We start from the raw sequence: 16,264 nt of genomic DNA on the forward strand, positions 1-16,264 counted from the left end.
ACGGGTGCCGCTGCTGACCCGCATCAGGGGACCGCGTGATCTGGACCGGCTCAGCCTGGAGCAGCTGGACCAGCTGGCAGAGGAGATCCGGACCTTCCTCGTCGACGCCGTGTCCAAGACCGGCGGCCACCTCGGCCCCAACCTCGGTGTGGTCGAGCTCACCATCGCCCTGCACCGCGTCTTCGAATCGCCCAGGGACAAGGTGCTGTGGGACACCGGCCACCAGTCCTACGTGCACAAGCTGCTCACCGGCCGTCAGGACTTCTCCCGGCTGAAGATGAAGGGCGGCCTGTCCGGCTACCCCTCGCAGGCCGAGTCCGAGCACGACGTCATCGAGAACAGCCACGCGTCCACGGTGCTGGGTTGGGCCGACGGCATCGCGAAGGCCAACCAGATCCTCGAACGCGACGACCACGTGGTCGCCGTCATCGGTGACGGCGCCCTGACCGGCGGGATGGCCTGGGAGGCGCTCAACAACATCGCCGACGCCAAGGACCGTCCGCTGGTCATCGTCGTCAACGACAACGAGCGGTCGTACGCCCCGACCATCGGCGGTCTCGCCAACCATCTGGCGACGCTGCGGACCACCGACGGCTACGAGCGTTTCCTCGCCCGGACGAAGGAAGTGCTGGAGCGGACGCCGGTCGTCGGCAGGCCGCTGTACGAGACCCTGCACGGGGCCAAGAAGGGGCTCAAGGACTTCATCGCGCCGCAGGGCATGTTCGAGGACCTGGGGCTCAAGTACGTCGGGCCGATCGACGGGCACGACATCGAGGCCCTGGAGTCGGCGCTGATCCGCGCCAAGCGCTTCGGCGGGCCGGTCATCGTGCACTGCCTCACCGAGAAGGGCCGCGGCTACCAGCCCGCCCTCCAGGACGAGGCGGACCGCTTCCACGGCATCGGCCCCATCCACCCCGACACGGGCCTGCCGGTCAAGGCCTCGGGCGCCGACTGGACCTCCGTCTTCGGCGAGGAGATGGTCAAACTCGGCAAGGAACGCGAGGACATCGTCGCGATCACCGCCGCGATGCTCCAGCCGGTCGGGCTGAAGAAGTTCGCGGACGCCTTCCCGGACCGCATCTACGACGTCGGCATCGCCGAGCAGCACGGCGCGGTCTCCGCGGCGGGCCTCGCCACGGGCGGTGTGCATCCTGTCTTCGCGGTGTACGCAACATTCCTCAATCGTGCCTTCGACCAGGTCCTGATGGACGTCGCCCTCCACAAGTGCGGTGTGACCTTCGTACTGGACCGGGCCGGCATCACCGGCACCGACGGCGCCTCCCACAACGGCATGTGGGACATGTCGATCCTTCAGGTCGTTCCCGGGCTGCGGCTGGCCGCCCCGCGCGATGCCGACCAGGTCCGCGCCCAGCTGCGCGAGGCCGTGGAGGTCGACGACGCGCCGACCGTGGTCCGCTTCTCGAAGGGCGCGGTCGGCCCCGCCGTGGCCGCCGTGGGCCGCGTCGGCGGCATGGACGTACTGCGCGAGCCGGGCACTGACACCCCGGACGTGCTGCTGGTGTCGGTGGGCGCCCTGGCTCCCATGTGCCTGGAGATCGCGACGCTCCTCGACAAGCAGGGCATCACCACCACCGTCGTCGACCCGCGGTGGGTCAAGCCCGTCGACGAGAGCATGGCCCCGCTCGCCGAGCGGCACCGCGTGGTCGTCACCGTCGAGGACAACTCCCGTGTCGGCGGCGTCGGATCGGCGATCGCACAGGCCCTGCGGGACGCGGGCGTCGACGTACCGCTGCGCGACTTCGGCATCCCGCCGCGCTTCCTCGACCACGCCTCCCGCGCCGAGGTCATGACCGAGATCGGCCTCACCGCCCCCGACATCGCCCGCCAGGTCACCGGACTGGTCTCCAAGCTGGACGGCAAGTACGGCAGCACGGCGGCCGAGGTCGACTCGGTGGAGTCCGCGCGCGACTGACGACACCCGAATGGGCCGGTCCTGCCACTCTTCACGGTGGCAGGATCGGCCCATTCGCGTGAATCCGCCCGCGCCGGGGCATACGCACTACGCCCCCTCTCGATCATGTCGAGGACGCCGAGCGTGGGAGGTACCCCCGTGAGCAGCACCCTCTTCCGGACGAAGAAGGTCGAGCAGTCCATCCTCGATACCGAGGAACCCGAGCACGCGCTGAAGAAATCCCTGTCCGCTCTGGACCTGACCGTCTTCGGCGTCGGTGTCATCATCGGCACCGGCATCTTCGTCCTCACCGGCACGGTGGCCAAGAACAACGCGGGCCCCTCCGTGGCCCTGGCCTTCGTCGTGTCCGGAGTCGTCTGCGCGCTCGCCGCGCTCTGCTACGCCGAGTTCGCCTCGACCGTCCCGGTGGCGGGCTCCGCGTACACCTTCTCGTACGCCTCACTCGGTGAACTGCCCGCCTGGATCATCGGCTGGGACCTGGTGCTGGAGTTCGCGCTCGGTACGGCGGTGGTCGCCGTCGGCTGGTCCGGCTACATCGCCTCGCTGATGGACAACGCGGGGTGGCATCTGCCGGAGGCGCTCAGCGGGAGAGAGGGAGCCGACGGCTTCGGCTTCGACATCCTCGCCGCCGCCCTCGTCCTGGTGCTCACCGGGATCCTCGTCCTCGGCATGAAGCTCTCCGCGCGGATCACCTCGCTCGTGGTCGCCATCAAGGTGACCGTCGTCCTGGTCGTGATCATCGCCGGGGCCTTCTTCGTCAAGGGCGACAACTACGACCCGTTCATCCCGGACTCCAAGCCGGTGCCGGCCGGTGACGATCTCCAATCCCCCCTGATCCAGCTGATGTTCGGCTGGGCTCCCGGCAACTTCGGTGTGATGGGCATCTTCACCGCCGCCTCCGTCGTCTTCTTCGCCTTCATCGGCTTCGACGTCGTGGCCACGGCCGCCGAGGAGACCAGGAACCCGCAGCGGGACATGCCCCGCGGCATCCTGGGGTCGCTGTTCATCTGCACCGCGCTGTACGTGGCGGTGTCGATCGTCGTCACCGGCATGCAGCACTACACCCAGCTCTCGGTGGACGCCCCGCTCGCCGACGCCTTCAAGGCCACCGGACACCCCTGGTACGCGGGCTTCATCAGCTTCGGCGCGGCCGTCGGCCTGACGACCGTCTGCATGATCCTGCTGCTCGGCCAGACCCGGGTCTTCTTCGCGATGAGCCGCGACGGACTGCTGCCGCGCTTCTTCTCCCGCGTCCACCCGCGGTTCAAGACCCCGCACCGCCCGACCATCCTGCTCGGCGGGATCATCGCGATCGTCGCCGGCTTCACCAGCCTGAGCGAACTCGCCGAGCTGGTGAACATCGGCACGCTGTTCGCCTTCATCGTCGTCGCCTTCGGCGTACTCATCCTCCGCAAGAGCCGCCCCGACCTGCACCGGGCCTTCCGCACCCCCTGGGTGCCCTTCGTCCCGATCCTGTCGGTGGCCGCCTCGCTCTGGCTGATGCTGAACCTGCCCACCGAGACCTGGCTCCGCTTCGCCATCTGGATGGCGATCGGCTTCTTCGTGTACTTCCTCTACGGCCGCTCCCACAGCCGTCTCGGACTGCAGGAGGAGACCACGGTCGGCCAGGTGCTGAAGCCGCCGAGCGGGAACGAAGAGTAACCGGCCGGGCTTCGAGCGGCATCGAGCTGAAGCATCTGATGCCGCTCAGTCCCGGCAGTCCGTACGCCCCCGTCAGTCCCGCGCCCCGCGCGCGAGCATGCCGCCGCGTTTCAGCGAGCTGAGGACGAGCGAGGTGTCCACGGACGCCACGTCCCGCAGCCAGTGGGCCCGGGTGACGAAGTCGTACAGGGCCGACTCGCTGGGCAGCGCCGCCAGCACCAGGATCTGGTGCTCTCCGGTGACGAAACTGGCGTACCGGACATGGACGTTGTCCGCCAGCGCCGCTGCCACCGCCTCGGCCCCCGCCGGAGCGGTGCGCACCCGGAGCAGCGCCTCCACCGGCAGCCCGAGCAGCGCCGGCTCGATCACCGCGCGGATGCGCACCCTGCCCTCCCGCCGCAGCGCGCCCAGGCGCCGCCGCGCGGTGGCCTCCGAGACGCCCGCGACGCGGCCGAGTTCCTCATAGGTGCACCGTCCGTCCTCGGCGAGCGCGTTCAGGAGCAGCCGGTCCGAACGGGAGAGTTCCTGTGCCACGTCGGCGGACGGCATCACGTCACCATCGGCCGGCGACGGTGCGGGCGCCTCGGACGGGCCCGCCAGCGTGGCGATCTCGTCGTCGGTGAGCAGACCGGAATGCCACTCGCGGATCGTGCGGATGTGCCGCAGCACCGGCAGCGTGAACGTCTCCAACATGCCCGGAAGTCCCGGCAGTTCGTCCATCACCAGGCTCGCCAGCCGGTCCCGGGGGCAGAGCAGTTCCGCCACACAGTCCGGGGAGCCGGTCAGCACATGAGTGAAGACACAGTCGGACCGGCGGGCCAGCGCGCTCGCGACCATCCGCGCCTGTCCCGGGGCGCAGCGCACACCGACCACCGTGCTGCGGCCGTGCAGGGCCATGGCGCCGATCCGCACCAGACCGGAGTCCAGCAGCCGGGTTCCCCGGCGGACGACGGTGCGTTCGGCCTCGCCGAGCGCCACCGCGATGCGGTGCCAGGAGGCCCGGCCGTCGATCTGTAGCGCGCTGATGATGCGACGATCCAGCGAATCCGCCACGGGACCGGTCTGCCGTGCGTTCATCGCACCAAGTGTATGGCCGATTCCGTCACTTGGGCCGAGATTCTTGTTCCCTTCCGTCAGCGTGCCCGAACCTGCACGACATGAGCCGCACGAACCGATGACTCCCCGCTCTCATCACGACGTACGGAGATGGTCGACATGACCACGACGCAAGGAACTCCCCCTCGGCAACAGGCGGCCGAGCCCGCCCGGGCCCCCGCCACCCGGCGCGGGCGAGCGGCCCTGCTGGGCCCCGGCCTGGTCCTGGCGGCCGCGAGCGTGGGCGCCGGCGACATGGTGACCTCCCTCGCGGGCGCCTCCGGGTACGGGATGGCGCTGCTGTGGGCGATCCTCATCGGCGTCGTCCTGAAATTCGTCCTCACCGAGTCGGTGGGACGGCTCTACATGGCGACCGGCCAGACCGTGATCGCCAGCCTGCGGTCGGTCGGACGCTGGCTGCCCCCGGCGTTCTTCCTCTTCGTCCTGGTCATCGGACTGCTGTACGGGGCCGCCCTGAGCTCGGTGGCCTCGCTGGCCCTGTCCACGCTGTTCCCCGCGCTCCCCGCGCGACCGCTGGGCATCGCGATCGCGCTGGCGTCCGCCGCGCTCGTGTACGTCGGCCGGTACGCGCTCTTCGAGCGGGTGATGAGCGTCTTCATCCTCGTCAAGTTCCTCGGCATGGTCGTCCTGGCGGTGGCCATGCTCGCCACCATGGACGATCTGCCGGGCCTCGTCTCCTCGCTGCGGCCGCGGCTGCCGGAGGGAGACGTGGTGACGGTGCTGGCCCTCATCGGCGGTGTGGGCGGCACGGCCGGGATCGCCTCGTACAGCTACTGGGTACGGGAGAAGAGCTGGCAGCACCGCAGCTGGCTGCCCGTCATGCGGGCGGACTCGGCGGTCAGTTACGCCGTCACCTTCCTCTTCGTGCTCTGCACGACCATCGTGGGGACGGGCCTGCTGTACGGCACCGGCAACACCATCAGCGGCAACGACGGCCTGGCCGCACTCGCCGACCCGCTCGGCGCGGACCTCGGATCGGCGGCCCGCGTCCTGTTCCTGTTGACCTTCTTCTTCGTCACGCTCAGCGCCCTCGTCGGCGGGTTCAACGCCCTGTGCTATCTGCTGGCGGACTCCCTGCGGACCATGCGCGGCATTCCGGAGACCGAGGCCGAGCCGCACATGGCGCAGAACAGCAGGCCCTTCCGCGCCTTCGTGGTCTACTGCGCGGCCGCGTCGGTCGCCGTCACGTTCATGGGGAAGCCGGTCGCCCTGGTGCTGACGTACGCCGCCTTCGGGTCCCTGATCCTGCCCCTGCTGTCCGGGGCGCTGCTGGTGCTGCTCAACCGCCGGGGCATCGAGCCCCTCTACCGCAACAAGGTCATGGCGAATGTGCTGCTGTCCGGCGCCTTCCTCCTCTTCGGGGTGCTGGCCGTCGTACAGGTCAAGGAAACGTTCTGAGAGGCGGAAGCCCGCAGTGAACCCCGTGAATGAACTCTGCTTCCGCAGTGCCACCGATCTCGCCGCCGCGATCCGGCGCCGCGAGGTGTCCGCCCGGGAGGTCGTCACCGCCCACCTGGAACAGATCGAACGCGTCAATCCGGCGGTGAACGCCATCGTCAGCCTGGTCGCCGAGCAGGCGCTGGAAGAGGCGGCCAAGGCCGACGCGCGGCTGATGTCGGGCGCGGAGGTCGGCCCGCTGCACGGTCTGCCCGTCGCGCACAAGGACCTGCACGACACCGCGGGCATCCGGACGACGTACGGTTCGCCGATCTTCGCCGACCGGGTGCCCGACCGGGACCACCTGGTCGTCGAGCGTCTGAAGAACGCCGGGGCCATCACCCTCGGCAAGACCAACGTCCCCGAACTCGGGATGGGTTCGCACACCGTGAACAAGGTGTTCGGGCCCACCCGCAACCCGTACGACCTCTCCCGCAGCGCGGGCGGCAGCAGCGGCGGTGCGGGGGCCGCGCTCGCCTGCGGAATGCTGCCGATCGCCGACGGCAGTGACACCGGCGGGTCGCTGCGCAATCCCGCCTCCTTCAACAACGTCGTAGGGCTGCGCCCGTCCCCCGGGCGGGTGCCGTCCTGGCCCGACAAGGCGCCGTGGGGACAGCTGTCGGTGAAGGGCCCGATGGCCAGGACCGTGACGGACGTGGCACTGGGCCTGTCCGTGCTCGCGGGCCCCGACCCGCGCAGCCCGCTCTCTCTTCAGACGCCGGGCTCCGCCTTCGCGGGCCCCCTGGACGGCGATGTGCGCGGCCTGCGCGTGGCCTGGTCGGCCGACCTCGGCGGGAGCGTGCCCGTCGACGCCGAGGTACGGGACGCGCTGCGTCCGGCCGTCGAGATGTTCGCCTCCCTCGGCTGCGCGGTCGAGGAGGCCTGCCCGGACCTGTCCGGGGCCGACGAGGTCTTCCTCGTCCAGCGCGCCGCGCAGATGGAACTCGCCTACGGCCCCCTGCTCGACGAGCACCGCCACCGGATGGCCCCGGACGTGATCTGGAACATCGAGGAGGGGCGGAAGCTCACCGGCCCGGACCTCGGGCGGGCGCAACTGCTCCAGACCGCCCTCTACCACCGCGTCCGGGAGTTCTTCGAGACGTACGACCTGCTGCTGCTGCCGGTCAGCCAGGTCGCCCCGTTCGACATCCGGCTCCCGTACCCGGCCTCGGTGGACGGCACGGCGATGGAGACCTACCTCGACTGGATGCGCTCGGCCTACCTGATCACCGTCACCGGTTGCCCCGCGCTGTCGGTGCCGGCCGGTTTCACCCCGGAGGGCCTGCCCGTCGGGCTTCAGGTGGTCGGCCCGCACCGGCAGGACGGGGCGGTGCTGCGCGCCGGGTACGCCATCGAGCAGGCGATGCGGACCGGCGAGCGCAGGCCGCCTGTAGTCCTCAAGAACGAGGGCTCCGTTGCGGAGTCCGCTACGACGACGGCCTGACGGTTCGCGGGCCCGCCACGTCCGCCCCCAACTCCCCGACCCGCCGCCGCAGTTCGCGATCCGCCGTCACGACCAGGACCGCACGGTCACCCGCCTCGCTCACCAGGTCGACCATGTGGTCGTCGCCGCTGCCGGGCGCGGCCTCCACGCGTACGCCCGGCACCGACTCCACTCCGCGAGCCGTCCCCTCGACCACCAGGACGATCTCGACGGGGTCGGAACGCCCCGGCACCCCGTCCGCCGCCAGCCGGTCCCGCAACCGTTCCGCGGCCCCCCGCCGGTCGCGCCACCATCCGTCGGGCACCGACCCGACGACGTTCGCGGCGTCCACGATCACGAGCAGAGGGGCGTTCTCGTCCATGCGGACAGGGTCCCACGGAGCCAGATCCTCCGGCTCGGAGCCGGACAGCTCCGTCAGTCCTTCGCCCTCAGTCCTCCGGCTTCCCCTCGAAGCTGGCGAAGTAGGCCGCGGCCATGTCCTCCTCGGCGTGGCCCTGCGCGGCGGCCCGCTCCAGTCGCTCGGCGCTCGCGGCGGCCATGTCGAGGCGGACGCCGTGCCGTTCACCCGCCTGGACGATGAGCCGGGCGTCCTTCGCGGCGGTGGCCACGGCGAACTGCGCCGGCGACAGCTGGTCGCCCAGGACGAGCCCGGACTTGGCCCGCAGGTACCCCATGTCGAGCGGGCCCCCGGCGATGGCGTCGAAGAAGCTCTGCGGGTCCACGCCGAGTGCCTGGGACAGCGCCAGCACCTCGCCGGCCGCGGAGTTGGTCGCGAGGACCCAGCTGTTGGCCACCAGCTTCAGCCGCGTCGCGCTGCCGGCCGCGCCGTCCTCGCCGGTCCACACGGTGCGGGCGCCGACCGCCTCGAAGACCGGGGTCACCGCCTGGCGGCTCGCGCTCGGACCGGCGGCCAGGACGAGCAGCTGTCCGGCCTCGGCGGGCTGGCGGGTGCCCAGCACGGGAGCGTCGAAGAAGACCAGGCCATGCTCGCGGGCGAAGCCGGCCAGCTCGCCGATCGCCTCGATGCCCACGGTGGTCGACTGCGCCCAGGCGACGCCGGGACGCAGCGCGGACGCGGCCTCGCGCATGACGTCGAGGGCGGCGGGACCGTCGTACAGCATGGTCAGGACGACATCCGCGCCCTGGACGGCCTCGGCGGGGGTGTCGGCGATGTGCGCGCCGTCGGCGGCGAGGGGTTCGGCCTTGTCGCGGGTGCGGTTCCAGGCGCGGACGGTGTGTCCGGCGCGGGCGAGGTTGCGGGCCATCGCGGCCCCCATGATCCCGGTGCCCAGGACGCTCACGGTGCGGGTGTCGGTCATGACGTTCGGTTTCCTGTTCTCGTGCGGTACCTCGTGCGGTACCTGGTGCTGGGGACCAGCCTGCCCAATCGACGCCGGTCGGCACTGCCCGGTACCCGGTGACCCGAAGCCGTACCTCCGTGACCAGGGCCCGGAACGCGCCGAGCGGTCCTCTCCGATTACAGTGAACCGGTGAACGGCGACTGGCTCATACGCGGCCGCGACGGCCGGCTCAGTGTGTACCTGCCCGAGGGTGACGCCGTCCTGTGCCGGGCGGAGCGCGCTCCCGGAGGCCCGTGGGACACTCCCCGCCGCGTGGGCGGCGACCAGAAGCTGCACTCCGTGCTCGCGGTCGGCCAGGGCAGCGACTCCTACGCCCATCTGGTCTCCTGGCGGCCCACCACGGGCAGCGAGTTCGGCCTGGTGCACTCCACGCACTTCCGGCCCCGGCTCGCGGCCCTCGACTGGAGCCCGATCGGACACCCCGACAAGAAGGGCGCCCGCACCGGCACGCCCGCCGTCGCGGTCGACGCCCAGGGGCGCGCCCATGTCTTCGTACGGAACAAGGGCGGCGGCGTCAGCATGCTCGGCCAGAAGGAGAAGGGCGGCTGGGGACCCTGGCGCGACCTCAAAGGGCGTGACGTCCAAGAGGAGTTGGCGGCCGTGACGGGCGAGTCCGGCCGCGTCGAGCTGTACGCGGCCGTGTCCGGCGGCATCCTGCACTGGCGGCAGGAGGAGCCGGGCGCCCAGCCCGTCCTGGAGGAGGCGATCGAGGCCCCGGTCCGCGCCGGCACCCTGCGTGCCCTGGCCACGTCCCCGGACAGCACCACCCTCTTCTACGCGGACACCTCCGGCGACCTGTGCGCCTGGCGGCCGGGAGCCAAGCCGGTCACCCTGCTCGCCTCCGCCGGCCCCGGCCCGGTCTCCGCCGTACGCTGTGAACTCGACGGCCACGACTGCACGCTGCTCGCCCAGCGCTCGGCGAGCGGCCGGGTCGCCTTCGCCGCGTACCCCACCGAGCAGGAGTCCGCGGGCGCCTGGTGGACCGAGTCGGGCCCCCAACTCCCCGTGGACGCCGAGGTGTCCCTGGCCGTCGACGAGGAGGACCGGGTCGTCGCGGCCACGCTCTCCCCGTCCCACGGCCAGTTGCTCCTCACCCGCCGCAAGGACGAGCCCGGCCTCGCGCTGGAGGCATGGCGGCAGGTCTGACGCCAGTACGCGGCAGACACCTGAGACGCACGAAACGCACAGAAGGTTGTGACGGTGTGCGCGTGACAAGGGGCACTTCAAGAAGCTGTGGTGAAGAAGTGAAAATGCTTGCTAGCCTCCCTTCGTTTGTTCGAATTTGTCGGGGGACCGACATAGCACCGGCATCCGGCTGAGAGGCCGGCAAAACGGGGTTGGGAATGTTGTGGTGAGCAGATCCTCCACGGTGGATCTTGTGGTGGTCGGACTCGGTTACGTGGGGCTGCCGCTGGCCCGTTCCGCATCCGCCGCGGGGCTGAAGGTAGTCGGCCTCGATCGCAGTCGCCGGGTGGTCGACGAGCTGAACACAGGGCGCTCGCACATCGACGACATCACCGACGCCGAAGTCGGCGCCATGCTCGAGCAGGGTTTCGAGGCGGTCGACCGGGCCGAGATCATCGCGGACGCCGCCGCGGTCGTCGTCTGTGTCCCGACCCCGCTCACCGACCACGGCGCCCCCGACCTCGGCGCGGTGCACGCCGCCGTGGACGACATCGCGGCCAACCTGCGCCCCGGCACGCTCGTGGTGCTGGAGTCGACTACGTACCCCGGCACCACTGACGAGGTAGTCCGCCCGCGCCTGGAGGCCGGCGGCCTGCGCGTCGGCACGGACTTCCACCTCGCCTTCTCCCCGGAGCGCATCGACCCGGGCAACGCCTCCTTCGGCCTGGAGAACACGCCCAAGGTGGTCGGCGGCATCACCGCGGACTGCACCAAGGCCGCCCGCGCCCTCTACGAGCGTTTCGTGAACCGCGTCGTGGAGGCCAAGGGCACCCGCGAGGCCGAGATGGCCAAGCTCCTGGAGAACACCTACCGGCACGTCAACATCGCGCTCGTCAACGAGATGTCGATGTTCTGCCGCGAGATCGGCGTCGACCTGTGGGACGCGATCCGCTGCGCCTCCACCAAGCCCTTCGGCTTCGCGCCCTTCTACCCGGGCCCGGGCGTCGGCGGTCACTGCATCCCGATCGACCCCAACTACCTGTCGTACAAGGTGCGTTCGCTCGGCATCCCGTTCCGTTTCGTGGAACTGGCGCAGGAGATCAACCAGCGCATGCCCGTGCACGTGGTCAACCGCGCGGCCGACCTGCTCAACGACCAGGGCAAGGCGGTCCGCGGCTCCCGCGTGCTGCTGCTCGGTGTGACGTACAAGCCGGACATCTCCGACCAGCGCGAGAGCCCGGCGCTGGTCGTGGCGGAGAACCTGCTCGCGCGTGGCGCCGAACTCGTCTACTTCGACCCGCGCGTCGACGACTGGCAGGTCGGCGGCGCGAGCGTGGAGCGGGCCGAGGACTACCTCGCCGCCGCCGAGGCCGCCGACCTCAGCATCCTGCTCCAGCCGCACCGCGAGATCGACCTGGGTCTGCTCGCCGACCGCGCCCGGGCGCTCTTCGACACCCGGGGCAAGTCGGCCGACCACCCGCGGGTGGTCAAGCTGTGACGTCCGAAGACACCTTCATACCGGGCGCCGTCGACTCCGACGGTCATCGGGGGCACCGCAAACGCAGGCATCTGAAGGTCTCGTACTTCGTCTTCCTCGGCCTCGCCGCGCTGATCGCCACCCGGCTCGACGCGGGCTCGCTGCACCTGTACTCGATCGGCGCCATGAGCCTGCTGGCCCTGAAGATGTTCGGCGCCCTCTTCTACCGTCCGGCCAAGGCCGGTCGGGAGGAGCTGGAGTACCTGGAGGACGCCTGGGTCACCGCGGTCATCCCGATCTACAACGAGGACCCGGTGATGTTCGAGCAGGGCATGCGCAGCCTCCTCGCGCAGAGCCGCCTGCCCAACGAGATCCACATCATCGACGACGCCAGCGCCAACGACTCCGGCATCAGGACGGCGAAGAAGATACGCCGCGAGTTCGAGGCCCGGGGCGTGAAGTACACGGTCAGCGTGCAGCCCGTGAACAAGGGCAAGCGCGAGGCCCTCGCGCTGGGGTTCCAGGCGGCGCCGTACTCGGACATCTTCCTGTGCGTGGACTCGGACACGGTCCTGTCCCGGGACACCGTCCGCGAACTGCTGCTCCCGCTGGCCGACGAGAAGATCATGGCCTCCACCGGCATGGTGCTCGCGCTCAACCACGACAGCAACATCTTCACGCGCCTCCAGGACCTGCGCTACGGCAACTCCTTCCTCTTCGAACGGGCCGCCTATTCGCGCCTGAAGTCGGTCCTGTGCTGCTGCGGCGCGCTCTCCGCCTACCGCGGCACGCTGGTGCGCAAGTACCTCGACGACTTCCTCAACCAGCAGTTCCTGGGCAAGCCGGCCGTCTTCGGCGACGACCGCCGGATGACCAACTACTGCCTCATGGAAGGCCAGGTCGTCTTCCAGGAGACCGCCGTCGGCTACACGGCCGTCCCCGAGAAGCTGCCGCACTTCCTGCGCCAGCAGGTCCGTTGGAACAAGTCCTTCTTCCGCGAGTCCCTGTGGGCCTTCCGGAACCAGAAGAAGTACCGGCCCGCCTTCTGGCTGACCTGTATGGAACTGGCGCTGTGGCTGGTCTTCGGCTCGGCGATGTTCTACTCGATGGTCATCCTGCCGATCATCCACCCGGACCGGTTCGTCAACCACATCGAGGACTACCTGACCTTCATGGTCCTGATGGGGTACCTCCGCAATGTGCGCTACCTCGACTTCCCGCGCCGGGGCATGGGCTTCATCAAGCGCTTCGGCATGTTCCTGCTCGCGCCGATCTACGGCGTGATCCAGCTGACCCTGCTGACCCCGCTCAGGTTCTACGCCCTCTTCACCCTGCACAAGGGCAGTTGGGGCACCCGCCAGGGCGGCGTCGAGGTGTCCGTGGCCGGCGACCACGAGTCCGACGTGACGGAGATCTTCGAGGAAGAGGACCCGTACTCGGACAAGAAGGTCACCGAGACGCTCCAGCTGATGCGTCTGGAGGGCGTGGCCCTGCGCACCCGGCCCCGCCCGTCCGGCCCCATCCCCACCCAGCCGCAGCCGCTGCCCGGCTACGACGAACAGCACGCGCACGTCCCCCAGCAGCCCGTGACCTGGGGGACCCCCGGCCCGTACCAGCAGCAGGGCTACGACGCTCAGTACCCCCAGCACCAGGGCGGCGGATACCCGGACCCGTCCTGGCAGCAGCAGGGCAACGGCCAGGGGCACGGACAGGGCTGGTAGCCGCGGACAGAGGAAAGAGGGGCGGCCGCAGGGCCGCCCCTCTTTCTGCTTGCGCAGGGCCTCACGTGTAGGTGGCCATCGCCTCCTCGACCGTGAGCACCGGGATGCCCCGGTCGTCGATCGCCTTCATCAGCGCGCTGAGGCCGGCCTTGCCGATCTCCGTGCTGGTCGCCGGAGCGCCCGCGACGACCTTGTGGAGGCACAGGATGAGCCAGTCACCGCTGTTCGCGCAGCGGTCGAGCCGGCCGCCCGCGCCGGTCACCTTCGACAGTGCCGTACCGCCGATGCCCGTACCGTCGTTGATGCCGGTCAGCGCCTTGAGGCGGTAGGGCATCGCCGGAGCGAAGGACTCGATCGTCTCGGAGACGATCGACCGGGCCGTGGTGAAGTGCCGGCTCGCGATCAGGTCCACCGGAACGCCGTCCGACGTCTTCTGGAACGCGCCGTGCGGGTAGGCGAAATGCTCGCTGGAGAAGCCGTTGCCCACCAGCCATTCGCGCAGCTTGCGGAAGTCGTCGTCCGCCTGCTGCGCGGTGAGCTTGGGGTAGCTGGCGGTGTGGGTGGCGTTCGCGTACGAGTGCCCGGCCATCTCCCAGCCGGAGAAGTCCTGCATCGAGCGCATCTGGCCGACCGTCAGGAAGCTCCCCGTACCGATGGCGTCGGCGATGTTGTAGACCGTGCCCGAGTAGCCGAACTGGTCCATCACCGGCCGGGCCAGGTCGTGGATCGACTTGTGGGAGTCGTCGAAGGTGAGGGAGACGACGCCCTTCGGGAAGACCGAGGCGGTGTCCGGTATCAGCTCGACGGCCTGGAGGCGGTAGGTCACCGGGCCGCCCGCGTTGTCGTACACGGCGAACGACATGTCGGTGAAGCCGGTCTTGGTGGACGGCGTGCCGGAGGCGGAGAGCGCGTACGTGCCGGCCGCGGCGGTGACGTCGGCCCACTGAAGATGGACCGTCACCCACTCCCCGGACTGGACGTAGTTGGCCGCCGTCTTGGAGTGGGCGTGGAACGTCCAGGCGAAGTGGTTCGCCAGGGAGCCGCTGCCGACGTAGAAGACGAGCTTGGACAGGTTGGTCACGTCCTCGACCCGTAAAACCAGCCTGATCATCTTGTTGGTCAGGTTCAGCGCCGGCATGCCGGTCTTGCGGACGTACGACTGCTTTCCGGTGCCGTTGGTGGTGACCCGGACCGACTGCGTCCCGCGGGCGAAGACGGACGTGTCGTTCGCCTCGGCCGACGCCGTGCCCACGCCCGCCGCAGTCCAGCCGTGAGAGGCCTGGAACTGCTGGGACCAGGTGGCCCGGCGGTACTTGGGGCGGCGCCCCGACGGGGCGTAGGCCGGGGGTGTGGTGAGGCCGCCGATGGCCGCCTCGGCCGCCGGGGCGGCCGCGGGCTGGGCCGCCACGGTGCCCAGCCAGGCACCGCCGCCGCCTGCCAGCGCCACTCCTCCCGTGCCACCCATCAGCAGCGCGGCGCGCCGGCTCAGCGGGCCGCTGCGGCCACGGTGTTGCTCCTTGCTCAACGAGACTCCCGAACAGTGTCGAAGTAGTTCATGCCGTTTTCGCTGTATTCCTTGACCGCGGTGTTGACGTCCTTGACGGACAAGACCTCGTTGGCGTTGTAGTACAGCCAGTCCACCTGCATGTCCCAGGAGCGGTCACCCTTGAACGGCAGGTCCACGAACCAGTGGTTGAAGTTGATCGACATGCCCGAGCGCGGGGCGTACTTGCCGCTGCTGGAGAAGAGCTTCTTGCCGTCCATGCGGTAGGTGACCACGTCGTCCTCGACGGTGATGATCATGGTGTGCCAGCCGGCGAGGCTCTTGTTCGTCGTGGTGTAGACGCGGTCGTTGGACTCGTGGTCGTACCAGCTCACGGTGTCGAGCTTGGGCCCGAGCCGGCCCCAACCGCCGTTCGGCATGTACTCGTTGTCGAGCTCGCTGTACGTCCTGCCGCTGCCGCCGATGGTGTAGAAGGTCTGGTTGACGTGGTCGCCGTTCTCGCCCTCGGTCGGCTCGTCGCTGAAGTGGATCCGGGCCGCGTAGGTGCCGTCGTGGAACTCGCGGCTCGCGGTGCCCAGGCTGGCCTGCTTCGTGCCGGACCTGGTGCCGTCGGTGCTGGCGCGCAGGTTGAGTACCTGGCCGTCGCCCAGGGCGTCCTTCTCGGCGGGGAACGTGACCCCGCCGGCCGACCAGGTGTCCTCGATGCCCGGGCCGCCCTTGCTGCTGCGGACCAGCCAGCCGTGCTTGAAGAGCGCGGGGTCCTTCTCGCCGACGTAGTGGAAGTTGTCGAACATGACCCCGGCCGGGGCGGCCGGCACCGGGGCGGGCGCCGCGGAGGCCTTGGCCGACGCCCCCTGCTCGCCGCCGCCGTCCGGCTCGTCGCCCCAGACCAGAACGCCCCGCTTGTAGGCGGTGACCTTCTTCGACTCCTTGTAGGTGGTCTTCTCGGCGTCGAAGGAGCGGTCGTCGGACTGCGTCAGCTCCTTGTGGTCGTCGCGGTAGAGCTGGACGTCGATGCCCTTGCTGTTCGCACCGGGCTCGAGGGTGCCCGCGTCCGCGGTGAACCGCAGCTCCAGATAGTGGTCCGCGTCCTCGGTGGGGTCGGCCGGCTTCGTCACGGTCCCGGCGATGTTCGAACAGCCGACGGTGGCCTGGACGCAGTTGTAGGCGTACGAGGAGTCCCCGTCCGCGGTGAAGTAGTACCGGAGCGTCACATCGGCGAGCGGCAGCGGCTTCTTCGACTCGTTGAGCACTTCCAGCGACGGCTTGGCCGCCGGGGCGGTGGCCGGAGTGTCGGTGCGGTACCGGACGACGAGCTCCGGCGGGTCCGGGTTCGCCGACTTCCACAGGGGATACAGCGCCGTGGCACCGGCGGCGACCACGCACACCAGGAGGAGCAGCCTGATCTTGGGCCAGATCCGTCTGGATGGGCGGCGGCGGGTGGGCGCCACGGGTAACTCCTTCGCACGACACCGAGCGGCTGG

The 16,264-nt window shown here is 70.0% G+C and carries 12 protein-coding genes; 7 read left to right on the top strand and 5 right to left on the bottom strand.

Annotated features, from left to right (window positions below; all coding sequences use genetic code 11):
• Positions 1-4 precede the first annotated feature (4 nt).
• Both dxs and AB0I77_RS03975 read left to right on the top strand, forming a co-directional pair.
• Positions 5-1,933: a 1-deoxy-D-xylulose-5-phosphate synthase gene (gene dxs, locus AB0I77_RS03970; RefSeq protein WP_363280734.1), complete on the top strand. Its 1,929-nt coding sequence runs from the start codon at positions 5-7 to the stop codon at positions 1,931-1,933.
• Positions 1,934-2,071: 138 nt separating this feature from the next.
• A complete protein-coding gene (locus AB0I77_RS03975) occupies positions 2,072-3,595 on the top strand; it encodes an amino acid permease (RefSeq protein WP_363280735.1) in 1,524 nt (507 codons plus the stop codon).
• A gap of 72 nt (positions 3,596-3,667) precedes the next feature.
• Here the strand turns inward: AB0I77_RS03975 and AB0I77_RS03980 are convergent, their stop codons facing one another.
• A complete protein-coding gene (locus tag AB0I77_RS03980; protein ID WP_363280736.1) occupies positions 3,668-4,672 on the bottom strand; it encodes an Lrp/AsnC family transcriptional regulator in 1,005 nt (334 codons plus the stop codon).
• Between the two features lie 138 nt (positions 4,673-4,810).
• On the opposite strand from AB0I77_RS03980, the gene AB0I77_RS03985 reads away from it, so the two are divergent.
• Positions 4,811-6,109: an Nramp family divalent metal transporter gene (locus tag AB0I77_RS03985; RefSeq protein ID WP_363280737.1), complete on the top strand. Its 1,299-nt coding sequence runs from the start codon at positions 4,811-4,813 to the stop codon at positions 6,107-6,109.
• A 16-nt stretch (positions 6,110-6,125) separates the two neighbouring features.
• Complete coding sequence (locus AB0I77_RS03990) at positions 6,126-7,592, top strand: amidase (protein WP_363280738.1); 1,467 nt, start codon at positions 6,126-6,128, stop codon at positions 7,590-7,592.
• Here AB0I77_RS03990 and AB0I77_RS03995 read toward each other — a convergent pair.
• Together AB0I77_RS03995 and AB0I77_RS04000 are read right to left on the bottom strand one after the other, a co-directional pair.
• On the bottom strand, positions 7,576-7,953 hold the full coding sequence (locus AB0I77_RS03995) for an NTP pyrophosphohydrolase (RefSeq protein WP_363280739.1): 378 nt from the start codon (positions 7,951-7,953) through the stop codon (positions 7,576-7,578). The two genes, AB0I77_RS03990 and AB0I77_RS03995, sit on opposite strands and share 17 nt — an antisense overlap.
• 67 nt (positions 7,954-8,020) lie before the next feature.
• A complete protein-coding gene (locus AB0I77_RS04000) occupies positions 8,021-8,980 on the bottom strand; it encodes an NAD(P)-dependent oxidoreductase (protein WP_363281136.1) in 960 nt (319 codons plus the stop codon).
• 102 nt (positions 8,981-9,082) lie between these two features.
• Here AB0I77_RS04000 and AB0I77_RS04005 point away from each other — a divergent pair, with 102 nt between their 5' ends.
• The 3 genes from AB0I77_RS04005 to AB0I77_RS04015 all read left to right on the top strand — a co-directional run bounded on the left by AB0I77_RS04005 (position 9,083) and on the right by AB0I77_RS04015 (position 13,276).
• A complete protein-coding gene (locus tag AB0I77_RS04005) occupies positions 9,083-10,099 on the top strand; it encodes a hypothetical protein (RefSeq protein WP_363280740.1) in 1,017 nt (338 codons plus the stop codon).
• A gap of 205 nt (positions 10,100-10,304) precedes the next feature.
• A complete protein-coding gene (locus tag AB0I77_RS04010; RefSeq protein ID WP_363280741.1) occupies positions 10,305-11,576 on the top strand; it encodes a nucleotide sugar dehydrogenase in 1,272 nt (423 codons plus the stop codon).
• On the top strand, positions 11,573-13,276 hold the full coding sequence (locus AB0I77_RS04015; RefSeq protein ID WP_363280742.1) for a glycosyltransferase: 1,704 nt from the start codon (positions 11,573-11,575) through the stop codon (positions 13,274-13,276). The genes AB0I77_RS04010 and AB0I77_RS04015 overlap by 4 nt, the downstream gene beginning before the upstream one ends.
• 61 nt (positions 13,277-13,337) lie before the next feature.
• Here AB0I77_RS04015 and AB0I77_RS04020 read toward each other — a convergent pair whose 3' ends face one another.
• Together AB0I77_RS04020 and AB0I77_RS04025 are read right to left on the bottom strand one after the other, a co-directional pair.
• A complete protein-coding gene (locus AB0I77_RS04020) occupies positions 13,338-14,801 on the bottom strand; it encodes a polysaccharide deacetylase family protein (RefSeq protein ID WP_363280743.1) in 1,464 nt (487 codons plus the stop codon).
• Positions 14,798-16,231, bottom strand: coding sequence for a cellulose binding domain-containing protein (locus AB0I77_RS04025; protein ID WP_363280744.1), 1,434 nt, complete (start codon positions 16,229-16,231; stop codon positions 14,798-14,800). The genes AB0I77_RS04020 and AB0I77_RS04025 overlap by 4 nt, the downstream gene beginning before the upstream one ends.
• Between the last annotated feature and the right edge of the window lie 33 nt (positions 16,232-16,264).

Source organism: Streptomyces sp. NPDC050619, from assembly GCF_040654815.1.
Lineage (GTDB): Bacteria > Actinomycetota > Actinomycetes > Streptomycetales > Streptomycetaceae > Streptomyces.